The organism is Streptomyces sp. MCA2, from assembly GCF_023544705.1.
In the GTDB taxonomy this organism is placed as follows: Bacteria; Actinomycetota; Actinomycetes; order Streptomycetales; family Streptomycetaceae; genus Streptomyces; species Streptomyces decoyicus.
Genome location: NZ_JAMJFM010000033.1, coordinates 88,563 through 102,485, shown reverse-complemented (window position 1 = coordinate 102,485; position 13,923 = coordinate 88,563). Strand labels below are relative to the sequence as shown.

The 13,923-nt window shown below is 71.6% G+C and carries 15 protein-coding genes; 6 read left to right on the top strand and 9 right to left on the bottom strand.

The genetic code is table 11. From position 1 onward, the window contains the following. From M8I34_RS25610 to M8I34_RS25580, 8 genes are all read right to left on the bottom strand, one after another. The coding region (locus M8I34_RS25610; RefSeq protein ID WP_250052852.1) for a rhodanese-like domain-containing protein at nucleotides 1-334 on the bottom strand (334 nt) is incomplete at its 3' end. Further along, the gene (locus M8I34_RS25605) at nucleotides 331-873 is read right to left on the bottom strand and encodes a cysteine dioxygenase (protein WP_030990379.1); all 543 of its coding nucleotides are present in this window, start codon (nucleotides 871-873) and stop codon (nucleotides 331-333) included. The genes M8I34_RS25610 and M8I34_RS25605, both read right to left, overlap by 4 nt. Nucleotides 874-951: 78 nt before the next feature. Next, nucleotides 952-1,038 carry a putative leader peptide gene (locus tag M8I34_RS41995; RefSeq protein ID WP_311624691.1) on the bottom strand — a complete coding sequence of 29 codons (87 nt, stop codon included), beginning with the start codon at nucleotides 1,036-1,038 and terminating at the stop codon, nucleotides 952-954. Next, nucleotides 1,031-2,851: an FAD-dependent monooxygenase gene (locus tag M8I34_RS25600; protein WP_250052850.1), complete on the bottom strand. Its 1,821-nt coding sequence runs from the start codon at nucleotides 2,849-2,851 to the stop codon at nucleotides 1,031-1,033. The genes M8I34_RS41995 and M8I34_RS25600 overlap by 8 nt, the downstream gene beginning before the upstream one ends. A 228-nt stretch (nucleotides 2,852-3,079) precedes the next feature. Then, nucleotides 3,080-4,015, bottom strand: a complete 936-nt coding sequence (locus M8I34_RS25595) for an amino acid ABC transporter permease (RefSeq protein ID WP_250052848.1) — start codon at nucleotides 4,013-4,015, stop codon at nucleotides 3,080-3,082. A 73-nt stretch (nucleotides 4,016-4,088) separates the two neighbouring features. Beyond that, nucleotides 4,089-4,736, bottom strand: coding sequence for an amino acid ABC transporter permease (locus M8I34_RS25590; RefSeq protein ID WP_250052846.1), 648 nt, complete (start codon nucleotides 4,734-4,736; stop codon nucleotides 4,089-4,091). A gap of 127 nt (nucleotides 4,737-4,863) precedes the next feature. After that, nucleotides 4,864-5,775, bottom strand: a complete 912-nt coding sequence (locus tag M8I34_RS25585; protein ID WP_250052844.1) for a glutamate ABC transporter substrate-binding protein — start codon at nucleotides 5,773-5,775, stop codon at nucleotides 4,864-4,866. 56 nt (nucleotides 5,776-5,831) lie between these two features. Then, a complete protein-coding gene (locus M8I34_RS25580) occupies nucleotides 5,832-6,617 on the bottom strand; it encodes an amino acid ABC transporter ATP-binding protein (protein ID WP_250052841.1) in 786 nt (261 codons plus the stop codon). A 275-nt stretch (nucleotides 6,618-6,892) separates the two neighbouring features. Between M8I34_RS25580 and M8I34_RS25575 the strand changes: the two genes are divergently transcribed. From M8I34_RS25575 to M8I34_RS25565, 3 genes are all read left to right on the top strand, one after another. Further along, nucleotides 6,893-7,633 carry a response regulator transcription factor gene (locus M8I34_RS25575; RefSeq protein ID WP_250052839.1) on the top strand — a complete coding sequence of 247 codons (741 nt, stop codon included), beginning with the start codon at nucleotides 6,893-6,895 and terminating at the stop codon, nucleotides 7,631-7,633. Between the two features lie 16 nt (nucleotides 7,634-7,649). Beyond that, a complete protein-coding gene (locus tag M8I34_RS25570) occupies nucleotides 7,650-9,065 on the top strand; it encodes a HAMP domain-containing sensor histidine kinase (protein ID WP_250052837.1) in 1,416 nt (471 codons plus the stop codon). A 215-nt stretch (nucleotides 9,066-9,280) separates the two neighbouring features. Then, nucleotides 9,281-9,484 carry a cold-shock protein gene (locus M8I34_RS25565; RefSeq protein WP_006602702.1) on the top strand — a complete coding sequence of 68 codons (204 nt, stop codon included), beginning with the start codon at nucleotides 9,281-9,283 and terminating at the stop codon, nucleotides 9,482-9,484. 163 nt (nucleotides 9,485-9,647) lie between these two features. Here the strand turns inward: M8I34_RS25565 and M8I34_RS25560 are convergent, their stop codons facing one another. Further along, complete coding sequence (locus tag M8I34_RS25560; protein ID WP_030990396.1) at nucleotides 9,648-10,643, bottom strand: TAXI family TRAP transporter solute-binding subunit; 996 nt, start codon at nucleotides 10,641-10,643, stop codon at nucleotides 9,648-9,650. A gap of 276 nt (nucleotides 10,644-10,919) precedes the next feature. Here M8I34_RS25560 and M8I34_RS25555 point away from each other — a divergent pair, with 276 nt between their 5' ends. The 3 genes from M8I34_RS25555 (at nucleotide 10,920) to M8I34_RS25545 (ending at nucleotide 13,851) form a co-directional block, all read left to right on the top strand. Then, the gene (locus M8I34_RS25555; RefSeq protein WP_250052835.1) at nucleotides 10,920-11,462 is read left to right on the top strand and encodes a DoxX family protein; all 543 of its coding nucleotides are present in this window, start codon (nucleotides 10,920-10,922) and stop codon (nucleotides 11,460-11,462) included. 94 nt (nucleotides 11,463-11,556) lie between these two features. Next, the gene (gene miaB / locus M8I34_RS25550; RefSeq protein WP_244418399.1) at nucleotides 11,557-13,071 is read left to right on the top strand and encodes a tRNA (N6-isopentenyl adenosine(37)-C2)-methylthiotransferase MiaB; all 1,515 of its coding nucleotides are present in this window, start codon (nucleotides 11,557-11,559) and stop codon (nucleotides 13,069-13,071) included. Nucleotides 13,072-13,140: 69 nt separating this feature from the next. Next, complete coding sequence (locus tag M8I34_RS25545) at nucleotides 13,141-13,851, top strand: class III extradiol dioxygenase subunit B-like domain-containing protein (RefSeq protein ID WP_250052834.1); 711 nt, start codon at nucleotides 13,141-13,143, stop codon at nucleotides 13,849-13,851. The last annotated feature ends 72 nt before the right edge of the window (nucleotides 13,852-13,923 follow it).

Here is a 13,923-nt window from a genome sequence, read left to right as displayed (position 1 = left end):
CCTCCAGATCGGTTGCCCGGTGCAGGCCCAACTCGCGCAACGAGAGCGCCGCGAGGCTCGATGCATAGCCCTCGTTGCAGACGACCACGACCGGCAGGGCGTGATGTGTCGCTTCCGGAGCGCGGTGTTCGCCCGTCGGGTCGAGCCGCCACTCCAGCTCATTGCGTTCCACGATCAGCGCGCCGGGGATGATGCCGTCGCGTTCCCTCAGCTCCGCGTAGCGGATGTCCACCAGCAGCCCGCCGGACTCCTGGACCGCTGCGGCCTCCCGGGGGCCCACCCGGTGCCCCAGTTCGCTCCGGACCCGGGCCAGCAACTCGTCGATCCCGCTCATGTCCATTCCTCCGGCTGCTCGACCGCTTCGAGCCGCAGTACCGGTCCGGTGCGGCTGTAGCGGCGCATCAACGGCAGCGGTGGGTAGTAGGCGTGCACCGACACCGCATGGGTCTCGGCCGAGAGGTTGAGCACCTGATGCACATGGTGCGGGCCGAACGCCCGGCCGCGGCCGTCGCTCAGTTTGCGCTCCCGGTCCACGCCGTCGGCGAGTTCCAGGGTCTTCCAGCCCTCGGTGGGGAGGGCGGCGGTGAGCGACTGTTCCGTCAGCTCACCCGCGGCCGTCGCGAAGGCACCGTGCGAGCCGCCGTGGTCGTGCCAGCCGGTGCCGGTGCCGGGTGGCCAGCCGATCAGCCATGCCTCGCTGCCGCCCGGCCCGTCCAGCCGGATCCAGGTACGGCCTTCGGGGTCGAGCGGGAGCGAGGCGATGAGCGCTGTGTCCGCGGCGGTGCGGTGGGCGAAGTCGAGGAGTTCGGACGCGCTGGGCCCGCCGTCATGGCCGGTGGTATGCGGGCGCGCAGGGGTACGTACGTCGGGCACGGAAACCGTCCTGGGTGATCGCGAAGAGGCGCGGCTGCCGGACAGGGGCAGGCGGCCGCGCGGGGGAGGAGATGAGGATCAACAGGACGGACGACACATGCAGCCCGCATAGCGGAGCAGGTCGAGATGGACCCTCCGCCAGAATCGCGAGCTGTGATCAGTCACCCTCGGAGTGAAGCATGGACGTTCGCACAGGGTCAACAGCGGACGGCTCCCCTTCCCCGGTTCCGCTGTCCCGGGACACCAAGGATTCCCCGGTCTCCCCGCTGCCCCCGGACCGCCGGGCCCGGCCCGCCCCGGCCTCCCGCCCGTGCGCCCCGCCCCGTACCGCGTCCGCGCAGGCGGCCATCTCGGCCGGGCGGACACCGGACAGTGCGGTGACCAGATGGCCGTCCGGCCGCACGAGCAGCACGGTGTGGGCGGCCGCACCCGGATAGGCCTCGGTGACGAGGATCTCGGCGGCCATCGGCAGCGCGTCGACCGCGTCGGCCAACCGGGGCATCAGACCCGCCGACTGCCAGTGCCGCCGGTCCCAGACCCCCGTGCCGGGCGCCACCAGCACCACCAGGAGGCCCTTTCCGAGCCGGTCGTGCAGCCGGACCACCGAGCCGTCGGACGCGGTCACCGGCACATCGGTGACGGCCGCGCCGGGGAGCGTCTCGACGAGGGGCCCCTCGGCGGCGGGCGGCGCGAGCGGGGTACGGGCGTACACGGGCGGCGAGCCCAGCGGGCCGCGGCCCAGGTGGCCGTCGGTCAGCAGGGTGCTGCGGCCGCGCACCGCACCCGGAAGCACGGTCCGCCAGCGCGCCGAGCGGCCGTCCCGCAGCAGTGGCAGCGCCTGGTCCGCGGCACGCAGCCGGGCCGCGACCGCGCCTCGGCGCTCGGCCTGGTAGCTGTCGAGCAGCACCTCGGAGGCGCCGTGGTGCCAGGCCAGGCCCAGTTTCCAGGCGAGGTTCTCGGCGTCCCGCAGGCCCTCGTCGAGGCCCTGGGTGCCGAGGGCGCCCAGCAGATGGGCGGCGTCCCCGGCGAGGAAGGCGCGGCCCTGCCGCCAGCAGCGGGCCAGCCGGTGGTGGACGGTGTGCACGCCGGTGTCGAGGAGCTCGTACGGCGGGACCAGCCGGCCGTGGCCGCGGCCCCGGGCGGGCACCGCGCCGCCGTCCGGGCCGCTCTCGCCCGCCGCGTCCGCCGGGGGTTCGGTGGTCCAGCCGGCCAGCGAGTCGCGGATCCTGGCGACCAGGGCGTCCGGCGTGACCAGTTCGCGCCCCGGCGGCAGCAGCCAGTCCAGCCGCCAGAGTCCGTCGGCCAGTGGACGGGCGGAGACCTCGTTGCCCGGTTGGCCGCCGTGCCGGGGCGGTGACCGGTGGAGCAGGGCCTCACCGGGCCAGGGGAGTTCGCAGCGCAGCGCGGCCACGGCATGCCGTTCCACGGCCGTACGGCCCGGGAAGCGGATGTCCAGCAGCTTGCGGACCGTCGAGCGCGGACCGTCGCAGCCGATGAGGTAACTCCCGCGCCACCACGTCCCGTTGGGGCCGCGGGTCTGGGCGCTGACGCCGTGCTCGTCCTGTTCGAGGTCGGCGAGACGGCTGCCGGTGACGATCTCGGCGAGCTTCTCGTCGGCGAGGGCGGCGCGCAGGGCGCGGGTGAGCGCATGCTGCGGGAGATGGACCGGGGACACGGCGGCGGGGGCGGCGGCGCCGTCCGGGGCCTGGGGGGCGAAGGCGACGCGTTCCAGCAGGCGCCGGCGGCGCATCGTGCGCCAGGCCGTCCAGCGGATGCCGGCGCTCTCCAGGGTGTCGGCACAGCCGAGCCGGCCGACGAAGGCCGCGGTGTCCTGGCGGAGCACGGCGGTGCGGGCGGGCCGGGTGTCCTCCTCGCCGGTGGTCTCGTCGAGGACGACACAGGGCACGCCGAGGCGGGCGAGGGCGAGCGAGAGGGAGAGGCCGACCGGGCCGGCCCCGACGACGATCACCGGGTCCACGGCGCAGCTCCCCGGGGCCGCTGGTACGTACGGGACAGGCGGGAACTGGCAGTTGGAGCCCGGTGCGTGATCACACAGCGTATGCAACCCACTGCGGCCGCTCGCGTCAAGTGACGGAGGCGGTGGCGACGGCGCCACCGCCTCCGGACGGTCTCATCTCAGCCGCGCAGCGGCTGTCGTGCCGGCCGGGCCGCTCGGAACGGCACGGCAGGCACGCGGCCGGGCACGTCAGTCCTGCTTGCCCGCCGGCTTGTCGGGCACCGCGTCGGCAACCTCCATCGCGTCGCCGGCCGCCACCGGCTCGCCGGCCGTGGTCACCTCGATACCGGTCCTGGCCCGGCGGCCGCGCTGCTCGATCCAGTTGGCGAGCGCGGACAGCGCCAGGCACATCGCGACGTAGATGGCGCCGGTCACGATGATGACCGGGACATAGGTGTCGTTGCCGTTCACGATGATGTTGGTGCTCATCAGACGGGCCGTGAACAGCAGCTCCTCGAACGTGATGATGTAGCCGAGGGAGGTGTCCTTCAGGGTCACCACGAGCTGGCTGATGATCGTCGGCAGCATCGCCCGGACGGCCTGCGGGATCAGCACCGTCGTCATGACCTGGGTCTTGCTCATGCCCAGTGCGTAGGCGGCCTCGCGCTGCCCCTTGGGCACCGAGTTGATGCCGGCCCGCAGCACTTCGGCCTGCACCGAACCGTTGTAGATCGTCAGCCCGACGACCAGCGCCCAGAACTGCGGCTGGCTGCCGGTGAGGCCGAGGCTGTCGCGGTTGGTGAGGAAGATGACCCACAGCGCATAGATGGTGATCAGCAGCGGGACGGCGCGGAAGAGCTCGATGAACCCGGTCGACAGCCAGCGGACCGGCTTGTGGTCCGACAGCCGCGCCACCGCGAGCAGCACGCCCAGGATCAGCGACAGCACCGCCGCGACCGCGAAGACCTGAAGCGTCGTCAGCACACCGTCACGGATGTTGGTCCGTACACCGGCGTTGTTGAAGATGTTCCACACCTCGGGCTCGAGCTGGCCCTTGGCGCTCAGCCGCAGCACGGCGAACGCGATCAGCCCGAGTACCGCGAGAGTGCCGAGGACGGTGTAGACGCGGTTGCGTGTCTTCGCCTTCGGTCCCGGTACGTCATAAAGAACGCTCGCGCCGCTCATGCCCCTACCTCGCTTCGTTCCGCCCCGCCTGCGCGCGGCGCCCACGTCGTGCTGCTCTGTATGCCGCGGCCGGTCATCGGGCGACCCCCATCCGGCGCTCCAGCAGCCGGAAGAAGCCGCTGATGGCGAAGGTGATGATGAGGTAGGCGAGGGCGGTCCACAGGAAGATCAAGGCGATCGCGTAGCCCTTGTCGTTGAGCAGTTTGGAGACGCTGAACAGCTCGGGGTAGCTGAACGCCCCGGCGATCGCGGAGTTCTTCGTCAGTGCGATGAAGATGCTGCTCAGCGGCGACAGCACGGTGCGGGTGGCCTGCGGCAGCACGATCACGCGCAGCGTCTGGGAGAAGGTCATGCCGATCGAGCGGGCGGCCTCCGCCTGCCCCAGCGGCACGGTGTTGATGCCGGAGCGCACCGCCTCGCACACGAAGGAGGAGGTGTAGAAGCCGAGGGCCAGAGTGGCCAGGGCGAAGGGGCTCCAGCCGTTGAAGAGGATCTGCGGCACGACGAAGAACGCCACCAGGAAGAGCAGCGTCAGCGGGGTGTTGCGCAGCAGCGTGACCCAGGCCGTCCCGAAGGCGCGCAGCGGCGGAATCGGGGAGACCCGGAACCCGGCTATGAGTACGCCCAGTACCAGCGCGAGCAGACCGCTGGACGCGGTGATCGCCAGAGTGCTGAGGAACCCGTCCCGGAACTCGGGCAGATAATCGAGGAGTACGTTCATGGGGTCTCCGCGGTAGCGGTCAGGTCGACGGTGGGAAGAGGGGCGAGGAGCGGGGGAAGACAGCCCGCCCCGCACACCCGGCCGCGGCGGGCGTACGGGGCGGCGCAGTCAAGCGGGTGCCGGCGCCTCAGTAGCGCGGCAGCGGCGTCTGCGGGGCGGTGTACTTCGAGCCCGACTTGCCGAGCGTGCCTTCGTACGCCTTCTGGTAGTCGCCGTTCTTGATGTGGTTCTCCAGGGCGCTGGTGATCGCGTTGCGGAGCGCCTTGTCGTCCTTGTTCATGCCGACGCCGTACGGCTCCTTGGTGAAGGGCTTGCCGACGACCCGGAGCTTGCTGGGCCGCTGGGCGGCGTAGCCCTTGAGGATCGCGTCATCGGTGGTGACGGCGTCGACCGAGCCGTCCAGCACGTTCTTGACGCAGTCCGAGTACTTGCCCAGCTCGGTGGTCTTGGCGCCGTACTTCGACTTCTTGATCTCCTGGAGCGGGGTCGAGCCCGTGATCGAGCAGACCTTCTTGCCCCGGAGGCTGTCCGGCCCGGTGATGGACTTGTTGTCCTTGCTCACGAGGAGGTCCGCACCGGCGGTGTAGTACGGGCCCGCGAAGCCGACCTGCTTCTTGCGCTCGTCGTTGATGGTGTACGTGCCGACGTAGAAGTCGACGGCACCGCCGGAGATCTTGGTCTCGCGGACGTTGGAGTCGACCGTCTGGAACTCGATCTGCTTCTCGGAGAAGCCCAGGTCGGCGGCGACCATCTTGGCGATCTCGATGTCGAAGCCGGAGTACTTGTTGGTGGCGGGGTCCTTGAAGCCGAGGAACGGCTGGTCCGCCTTGACGCCGACGACGATCTTCTTGGCCTGCTGGGCCTTCTTCAGCACCGCAGAGTCGATCTTCGGCGCCGAGGCGACCTTGTAGTCGCCGCTGTAGACCTCGCCGCCCGCCGGCTTGTCGCCCGCAGAACCCGACTCGCCGCCGCACGCAGTCGCCGTGGCCGCCAGCGCGAGCACCACCGCACCGGCCGCAGCCGTCTTACGAATCCTCATGGTGAACATCCTTTGGTTCAGCAAGTGTTGGCATTGATGGTGGCCCAACTGCGGCCTCAGTGGTGGAGGATCTTCGACAGGAAGTCCTTGGCGCGGTCGCTGCGCGGGTTGTTGAAGAACTGGTTCGGCTCAGCCTCTTCGACGATGCGGCCGTCCGCCATGAAGACGACCCGGTTCGCCGCGGAGCGCGCGAACCCCATCTCATGGGTGACCACGATCATCGTCATGCCGTCCCGGGCGAGCTGCTGCATCACGTCCAGCACCTCGTTGATCATTTCCGGGTCCAGCGCGGACGTCGGCTCGTCGAACAGCATCACCTTCGGGTCCATCGCCAGCGCACGGGCGATCGCCACCCGCTGCTGCTGACCGCCGGAGAGCTGTGCGGGGTACTTGTCGGCCTGGGTGCCGACGCCGACCCGGTCGAGCAGTGCGCGGGCCTTCTTCGTGGCGGCTGCCTTGTCCGTCCTGCGGACCTTGGTCTGCCCCAGCATCACGTTCTCGAGCACCGTCTTGTGCGCGAACAGGTTGAAGGACTGGAAGACCATGCCCACGTCGGCGCGCAGCCGGGCGAGCTCCCGTCCTTCCTGCGGCAACGGCTTGCCGTCGATCGTGATGCTGCCGGTGTCGATGGTCTCCAGGCGGTTGATCGTGCGGCAGAGCGTCGACTTGCCCGAGCCCGAGGGCCCGATCACGACGACGACCTCGCCGCGGTGGATCGTCAGGTCGATGTCCTGGAGCACGTGCAGCGCGCCGAAGTGCTTGTTCACGTTGTCCAGCACGACCAGCTGGTCCGCTGCCGGCGCGGGACCCTCGGCGTTCTTGGTCACCGATACTTCGCTCATCGGCGTGTAGCTCCGTCCTCCTCGGTTGGGAGGACCCTAGTAACGCCCTTCGACCAGCGTCATTAGTTCTGAGGGGAACTTGAGGATAACGATCCGGCCGCAAACGGACACTCTGCGTGAAGCGGGGCGCCGAGCTGCCGGCGCTGGACGGTGGCCGCGGGCGTACCGGCTGGGTAACGGATGGCGGCCGGGAGGTGGCCTCCTCTTGACGCGCGCACCTCCCATCGCCGTAGATGCCCTGTGGCCTGTACACACGCACCCGGGAAGGAGGCCCGATGAGACTGCTGCTCGTCGAGGACGACGATCATGTCGCCGCGGCCCTGTCCGCGGTGCTCGCCAAGCACGGACTGTCCGTCGTGCACGCACGCAACGGCGAGGAAGCGCTCAAGGCCCTGCTGCCCGACCATGCGGAACCGTTCGCGGTGGTGCTGCTCGATCTCGGGCTGCCCGACCAGGACGGCTTCGAGGTGTGCGGCCGGATCCGCAAGATCCGCGCCATCCCCGTCATCATGGTCACCGCGCGCTCCGATGTGCGCTCCCGTATCCACGGCCTGAACCTCGGCGCGGACGACTATGTCGTCAAGCCGTACGACACCGGTGAGCTGCTGGCCCGCATCCACGCGGTGAGCCGCCGTACCGCACCCGGCGGCACCGACCAGCCGGCCGACGAGAGCGCCGCCGACGACGCGCTGCACCTGGGTGCGGTCACCGTCGAACTCCCCACCCGCCAGGTGTCCGTGGACGGCACCTCGGTTCCGCTCACCCGCAAGGAGTTCGACCTGCTCGCCCTGCTCGCCCAGCGCCCCGGCGTGGTCTTCCGCCGGGAACAGATCATCAGCGAGGTGTGGCGGACGAGCTGGGAGGGCACCGGACGGACCCTGGAGGTGCATATCGCCTCCCTCCGCGCCAAACTGCGGATGCCCGCGCTGATCGAGACGGTGCGCGGCGTCGGCTACCGCCTGGTCGTCCCGGCCGCCGGCGCGGGGCCCCGGCCGCCCGCCGCCCCGGCCTCCTGACGGCCGCTGCGACCACGTGCGCACCCGACTCCTCCCACTCCTCATCGTCCTCATGGCCGGTGTGCTGCTCGCGCTCGGCATCCCGCTGGGCGTCATCACGGCCGGTGTGGAGCAGCAGCGGGTGGTCGTCGACCGGATCGACGATGCCGCCCGCTTCGCCTCCCTCGCCCAGTTCGTCACCGCCCGCCCCGCCGCCGACGGCGACAGCAAGACCCCGGAGGAGGACGAGCGGCGCGCCACCCTGCGCACCGAACTCGCGCGCTACTACGGCCTCTACGGCATACGGGCCGGTGTCTTCTACCGCGATCACACCCCGATGGCCGCCGCCCCGGCCGGTATGCCGGTGCCCCGCGAGGGCGAGGGCGCACAGGCCTTCAGCGAGGCGCTGGCCGGCCGCCGCAGCCACGACCCGCACCAGATCTGGCCCTGGGACGACACCGGCCGTATCCCGGTCGCCTCACCGGTGATCCGCGACGGCGATGTGGTCGCCGTCGTCATGACCGACTCGCCCACCGCACAGATGCGTTCCCATGTCCTGCGCGGCTGGCTGCTGATCGCGGCCGGAGAGTGCGCGGCCATGCTCGTCGCCGTCGCCGCGGCCTTCCGCCTCACCGGCTGGGTGCTGCGGCCGGTACGGGTCCTGGACGCGGCCAGCCACGACATCGCCACCGGCCGGATGAACGCCCGGGTGGCCGCCACCGCGGGCCCGCCCGAACTGCGCCGCCTGGCCCGCTCGTTCAACGAGATGGCCGACAACGTCGAAGACGTCCTGGAGCAGCAGCGCGCCTTTGTCGCCGACGCCTCCCACCAGCTGCGCAACCCGCTGTCCGCGCTGCTGCTGCGCATAGAGCTGCTGGCCCTCGAACTCCCCGACGGCAACGCGGAGATCGCCTCGGTCCGCACGGAGGGCAAGCGGCTGGCCCGCGTCCTGGACGATCTGCTCGACCTCGCGCTCGCCGAACACACCGCCGCCGACCTCCAGCTCACCGATGTCGCGGCGCTGGCCGCCGAACGCGTCGACTCCTGGCGTCCGCTGGCCGGCGACAAGGGCGTCCTCCTCACGTACGAGGGGCAGCGCGCGGTCACCGGCTGGGCCGACCCGATCGCCCTGTCCAGCGCCCTGGACGCCGTCGTCGACAACGCCCTGAAGTTCACTCCGGAGGGCCGGCCGGTCACCGTCGGTGTCGCGCCGGAGGGCGAGCGCGTCCATGTCACCGTCGCCGACCGGGGGCCCGGCCTGACCGACGACGAGCTCGTCCGGGTCGGTGACCGCTTCTGGCGCAGCAGCCGCCACCAGAACGTCTCCGGCTCCGGGCTCGGCCTGTCGATCACCCGCGCCCTGCTCACCGCGGGCGGCGCCACCATCACCTACGCCCCGCATCCGCCGCACGGGCTGAAGGTCACCGTCACCGTGCCGCGCACCGCCCCGTGAGGGGCGTCCGCTCGGGCCGCCGGGCATCCCGGTCACCTGTGCTACCGTTTACGGCGTTGCAGTTGTGGTACCCATGATGAACTTTGTGCGCGCCCGGAGGCTGGTAGCCCCGGGCGTTCCTTGTTTTCCGGACCTGTTCCGGTGTGGGGCAATCATCTCGGCGACAAGGAGGCCGCACGGTGTGGTCTCCGGTTTGCCCCATGAAGGAGAAAAACATGGCTTCCGGCACCGTCAAGTGGTTCAACTCGGAAAAGGGCTTCGGCTTCATCGAGCAGGACGGCGGCGGCCCCGACGTCTTCGCCCACTACTCGAACATCGCCGCGCAGGGCTTCCGTGAGCTCCTCGAGGGCCAGAAGGTCACCTTCGACGTGACCCAGGGCCCGAAGGGCCCGCAGGCGGAGAACATCGTCGCCGCCTGACGCTTCGCGCGTCCCGTGACCGGGGCCCGTACCGGCTGGTCCGGTGCGGGCCCCGATCCGTGCGCGCACGGGCCCCGTCCGGGGCCTCAGGGCCCGGGAGGGCGCCTCCGGGCTGCCGGACCGGGCCGTTTGCGATCAGGTCCCCCGGCTGCCGGCTGCCGGCTCAGGGCTTCTGGGACACGTAATAGCGCCGGGCGCCCTCGTGCAGCTCCAGCGGATCGGTGAACACCGCCGTCCGCAGATCCACCTTCTGTGCGGCATGCACCTGGCGCCCGATCGAGTCCCGGCTGTCGATGACCGTACGGGTGATGCCCTGGGTCATCGCCGCGTCCTCGCGGTCCGTCGTCACCAGCAGGTTCGCCACCGCGATCGTCTTCACACCCTGCCCGTCCTGGGCCAGGGGGTAGGCGTCGGCCGGCATCACCGCCGCGCGGTAGTAGCGGGTGCGCTCGCCCTGCCGGTGCAGCGCCGGGCCCAGATCACCGAGCGGGACCAGCCGCACCGGGAACCGCTGGACCAGCCGCTGCACCGCCGTCGTCGGCAGCCCGCCGGACCAGAAGAAGGCATCCAGCTTGTGCTGCTCCAGCAGCTTCGGCATCTCGTCGATGCCGACCCGTACCGGCTCGATGTCCTTGTCGAAGTCCAGCCCGGCCGCCTCCAGCAACCGCCGGGTGATCAGCTGTACGCCGGAGCTGTCGGCCCCGACGCCCACCCGCAGCCGCCGCAGATCCTTCGTCGAGCGCACCGCGGACTTCTTCGGCACCACCAGCTGCATGTAGTCGTCGTACAGCCGCGCACAGGCCCGTAGCCGGTCCGCGCCCGACTCGCCCCTGACCTGGTACTCGGCGACCGCGTCCGCCGTCGCGATGGTGAACTCCGCGCGCCCGGCGACCAGTTGCCGCAGATTGTCGATGGAGCCCTCGCTGCGGGCCAGCCGCAGATCCACGTCCGGCAAGTCGCGGGCCAGGTCCTGCTTCAGCAGCTCCCCGTAGCGCGCGTACACCCCGGTCGGCACGCCCGTCGCCAGCGTCACCTGTCCGCGGGGGGAGGGCTCACCGCCCATCGCCAGCAGCCACCACAGGCCCAGCCCGAGGGCGACCAGTGCGGCGACCGTCGCCTGGAAGGCCCGGCGGCCGGTGCGGGAGAGTGCGGTGACCATGGGCGGGATCCTGCCAGCACATCGGCCGGAAAGGGAGGGGTGGGGTGGACCGGGGCCTCGCCACAGGTCCGACCGCCCTATGCAGATGGCACTTCGCGTAGCACGATCGAACATAGAGGGCCGCCCCTCACGATCATGCGACGTAGCGGGGACCTGGCACGTCCCCCACCGCGTGCCGTCCGGCGCGCACTCCCTGTGATCCCTCCACCCGAGCGCACCGGCGCCGGTGCCCGACACCGCGGCCCCCTGACGCGCCGGTGCGGGAATCGACACCTCATGAAACCGCTCACCGAACTGCGTCCGGACCTCCATGCCCGGCCCGACGCTCTCCGCTCACCCCCGCTCGCCGCCGACCTCGGCCTGCTCCTGCTGCGCCTGACCGTGGGGCTGATCCTGGCAGGACACGGCGCCCAGAAGCTCTTCGGCTTCTTCGGCGGCCACGGGCTCACCGCCACCGGCAAGGGCTTCGAGGCCCTCGGCTACCACCCCGGTGAGTTCTACGCCGGCCTCGCCGGGGCCTCGGAGGTCCTCGGCGGCCTCGGCCTCGCGGCCGGGCTGCTCACGCCCCTCGCGGCGGCCGCACTCATCGGCGTGATGATCAACGCCATGGCCCTCTCCGCGTCCCAGGGGCTCTGGGCGGTGTCCGGCGGCATCGAATACCCCCTGACCATCGCCGTCGTCGCACTGACCGTCGCGGCGACCGGACCCGGCCGCTTCGCCCTCGACCGCCCCTTCCGCTGGGGGAACGGCGGCCTGCGCAGCGCGGCCTTCGCGCTGGTGGCGGGCGGCGTCGGCGCCGCGATCGTGCTGGCCCTGTGAGACGGGCCGCCCGCGCCGCCGCACGCCCGGGGCCCGATCCCGCCCGAAGACTCCGGGGTCGGGAGGTACTTCCGGTACCGCCTACCCTTGTTGCATGACCAGCAGCGACCGGAGCCAGGCAGTGGGCGTGAACAAGAGTTACGAGATCCGCACCTACGGGTGCCAGATGAACGTCCACGACTCCGAGCGGCTGTCCGGCCTGCTGGAAGACGCCGGATACGTCCCCGCGCCCAAGGACGGCGAGGGCGCTGACGTGGTGGTCTTCAACACCTGCGCGGTGCGGGAGAACGCCGACAACCGGCTCTACGGCAACCTCGGTCAGCTCGCCCCGAAGAAGGCCGCGCGGCCCGGTATGCAGATCGCCGTGGGCGGCTGCCTCGCCCAGAAGGACCGCGACACCATCGTCAAGAAGGCCCCCTGGGTCGACGTGGTCTTCGGTACGCACAACATCGGCAAGCTGCCGGTGCTGCTGGAGCGCGCCCGCATCCAGGAAGAGGCGCAGGTCGAGATCGCCGAGTCCCTGGAGGCGTTCCCCTCGACCCTGCCCACCCGCCGCGAGAGCGCGTATGCGGCCTGGGTGTCCGTCTCGGTGGGCTGCAACAACACCTGCACGTTCTGTATCGTCCCGGCGCTGCGCGGCAAGGAGAAGGACCGCCGGCCCGGCGACATCCTCGCCGAGATCGAGGCGCTGGTCGACGAGGGCGTCAGCGAGATCACCCTGCTCGGCCAGAACGTCAACGCGTACGGCTCCGACATCGGCGACCGCGAGGCCTTCAGCAAGCTGCTGCGCGCCTGCGGGAAGATCGAGGGCCTGGAGCGGGTCCGCTTCACCTCCCCGCACCCCCGCGACTTCACCGACGACGTCATCGCCGCCATGGCCGAGACGCCCAACGTCATGCCGCAGCTCCATATGCCGCTCCAGTCCGGCTCGGACACCGTCCTCAAGGCGATGCGCCGCTCGTACCGCCAGGAGCGCTTCCTCGGCATCATCGAGAAGGTGCGCGCCGCGATGCCGGACGCCGCCCTCTCCACGGACATCATCGTCGGCTTCCCGGGCGAGACCGAGGAGGACTTCGAGCAGACCCTGCACACGGTCCGCGAGTCCCGCTTCGCCCAGGCCTTCACCTTCCAGTACTCCAAGCGCCCCGGCACCCCGGCGGCCGACATGGCGGGCCAGATCCCCAAGGCCGTGGTCCAGGAGCGCTACGAGCGCCTGGTCGCCCTCCAGGAGGAGATCTCCTGGGAGGAGAACAAGAAGCAGGTCGGCCGCACCCTCGAGGTCCTGGTCGCCGAGGGTGAGGGCCGCAAGGACACGGCGACCCACCGCCTGTCCGGCCGGGCCCCCGACAACCGCCTGGTCCACTTCACCCGCCCCGACGAGCCGGTCCGCCCCGGCGACACGGTGACCGTCGAGGTCACCTACGCCGCTCCGCACCACCTGCTGGCGGAGGGCCCGGCCAAGGCGGTCCGCCGTACCCGGGCCGGTGACGCCTGGGAGAAGCGCAACGCCGCCCCGGCCGAGAAGCCCCAGGGCGTGCTGCTGGGCCTGCCCACCATCGGCGCCCCGGCACCGAGCCCGGCGCCCGCCGCCGGCTGCGGCTGCGACTGACCTGGTCGCGCGCCAGGTGCCCACAGGGCACCACGACCGCCCTCGCACCTGGAGCGTTACGCTGCGTGCATGCTCGTAGCCGCCGCTCTCTGCCCCTGCCCGCCGCTTCTCGTCCCGGCGGTGGCCGCCGGGGCGGCGCCCGAACTGGCGGCGCTGCGTGCCGCCTGCCTGGACGTGACCGGCGTGCTCGCCGCGGCCCGCCCCGACCGGCTGGTCGTCCTGGGCCCCGCCGACGAGGCCGGCCGGGGCCCGCACCCGCAGGGCGCCCGCGGCTCGTTCCGCGGCTTCGGGGTGGACCTCGAGGTGCGGCTGGGCGCCGCCGGGGCCACGCCGGAGCGGGAACTCCCGCCGTCGCTGTCGGTCGGCGCCTGGCTACTGTCCCGTGCGGAATGGGCCGGCGCCCCCGTGGACGCGCTGGGTGTGGCGGAGTCGCTGCCCCGCGACCACGCCCTGTCGACGGGCCGGGAGCTCGCGGCGTCCGCGCCCCGGGTGGCGCTGCTGGTGATGGGCGACGGCAGCGCCTGCCGGACGGTGAAGGCGCCCGGCTACTTCGACGAGCGGGCCGAGGCCTTCGACGCCGCGACGGCCCGCGCCCTGGGCACCGCCGACCTCGATGCGCTGACCGCGCTGGACGAGGAGCGCGCCGCCGCCCTCCAGGTATCCGGACGGGCCGGCTGGCAGGTCCTGGCGGGCGCGGCCGAGGGCGCGGACCTGCGCGGCCGGCTGCTCCGCGACGAGGCCCCGTACGGCGTGGGCTACTTCGTGGCCGCCTGGTCGTAGCGCGGCCCCGAGGACGGATACGCCGACGGCCGCGAGCACGGATACGCCGACGGCGGCGAGGTGCTCCACCTC

Excerpts from the sequence above, each read along its gene's own strand:
- M8I34_RS25595 (WP_250052848.1), bottom strand. The coding sequence starts at position 4,015 with ATGAGCGGCGCGAGCGTTCTTTATGACGTACCGGGACCGAAGGCGAAG.
- M8I34_RS25590 (WP_250052846.1), bottom strand. The coding sequence starts at position 4,736 with ATGAACGTACTCCTCGATTATCTGCCCGAGTTCCGGGACGGGTTCCTC.
- M8I34_RS25585 (WP_250052844.1), bottom strand. The coding sequence starts at position 5,775 with ATGAGGATTCGTAAGACGGCTGCGGCCGGTGCGGTGGTGCTCGCGCTG.
- M8I34_RS25580 (WP_250052841.1), bottom strand. The coding sequence starts at position 6,617 with ATGAGCGAAGTATCGGTGACCAAGAACGCCGAGGGTCCCGCGCCGGCA.
- M8I34_RS25575 (WP_250052839.1), top strand. The coding sequence starts at position 6,893 with ATGAGACTGCTGCTCGTCGAGGACGACGATCATGTCGCCGCGGCCCTG.
- M8I34_RS25565 (WP_006602702.1), top strand. The coding sequence starts at position 9,281 with ATGGCTTCCGGCACCGTCAAGTGGTTCAACTCGGAAAAGGGCTTCGGC.
- M8I34_RS25560 (WP_030990396.1), bottom strand. The coding sequence starts at position 10,643 with ATGGTCACCGCACTCTCCCGCACCGGCCGCCGGGCCTTCCAGGCGACG.
- M8I34_RS25555 (WP_250052835.1), top strand. The coding sequence starts at position 10,920 with ATGAAACCGCTCACCGAACTGCGTCCGGACCTCCATGCCCGGCCCGAC.
- miaB (WP_244418399.1), top strand. The coding sequence starts at position 11,557 with ATGACCAGCAGCGACCGGAGCCAGGCAGTGGGCGTGAACAAGAGTTAC.
- M8I34_RS25545 (WP_250052834.1), top strand. The coding sequence starts at position 13,141 with ATGCTCGTAGCCGCCGCTCTCTGCCCCTGCCCGCCGCTTCTCGTCCCG.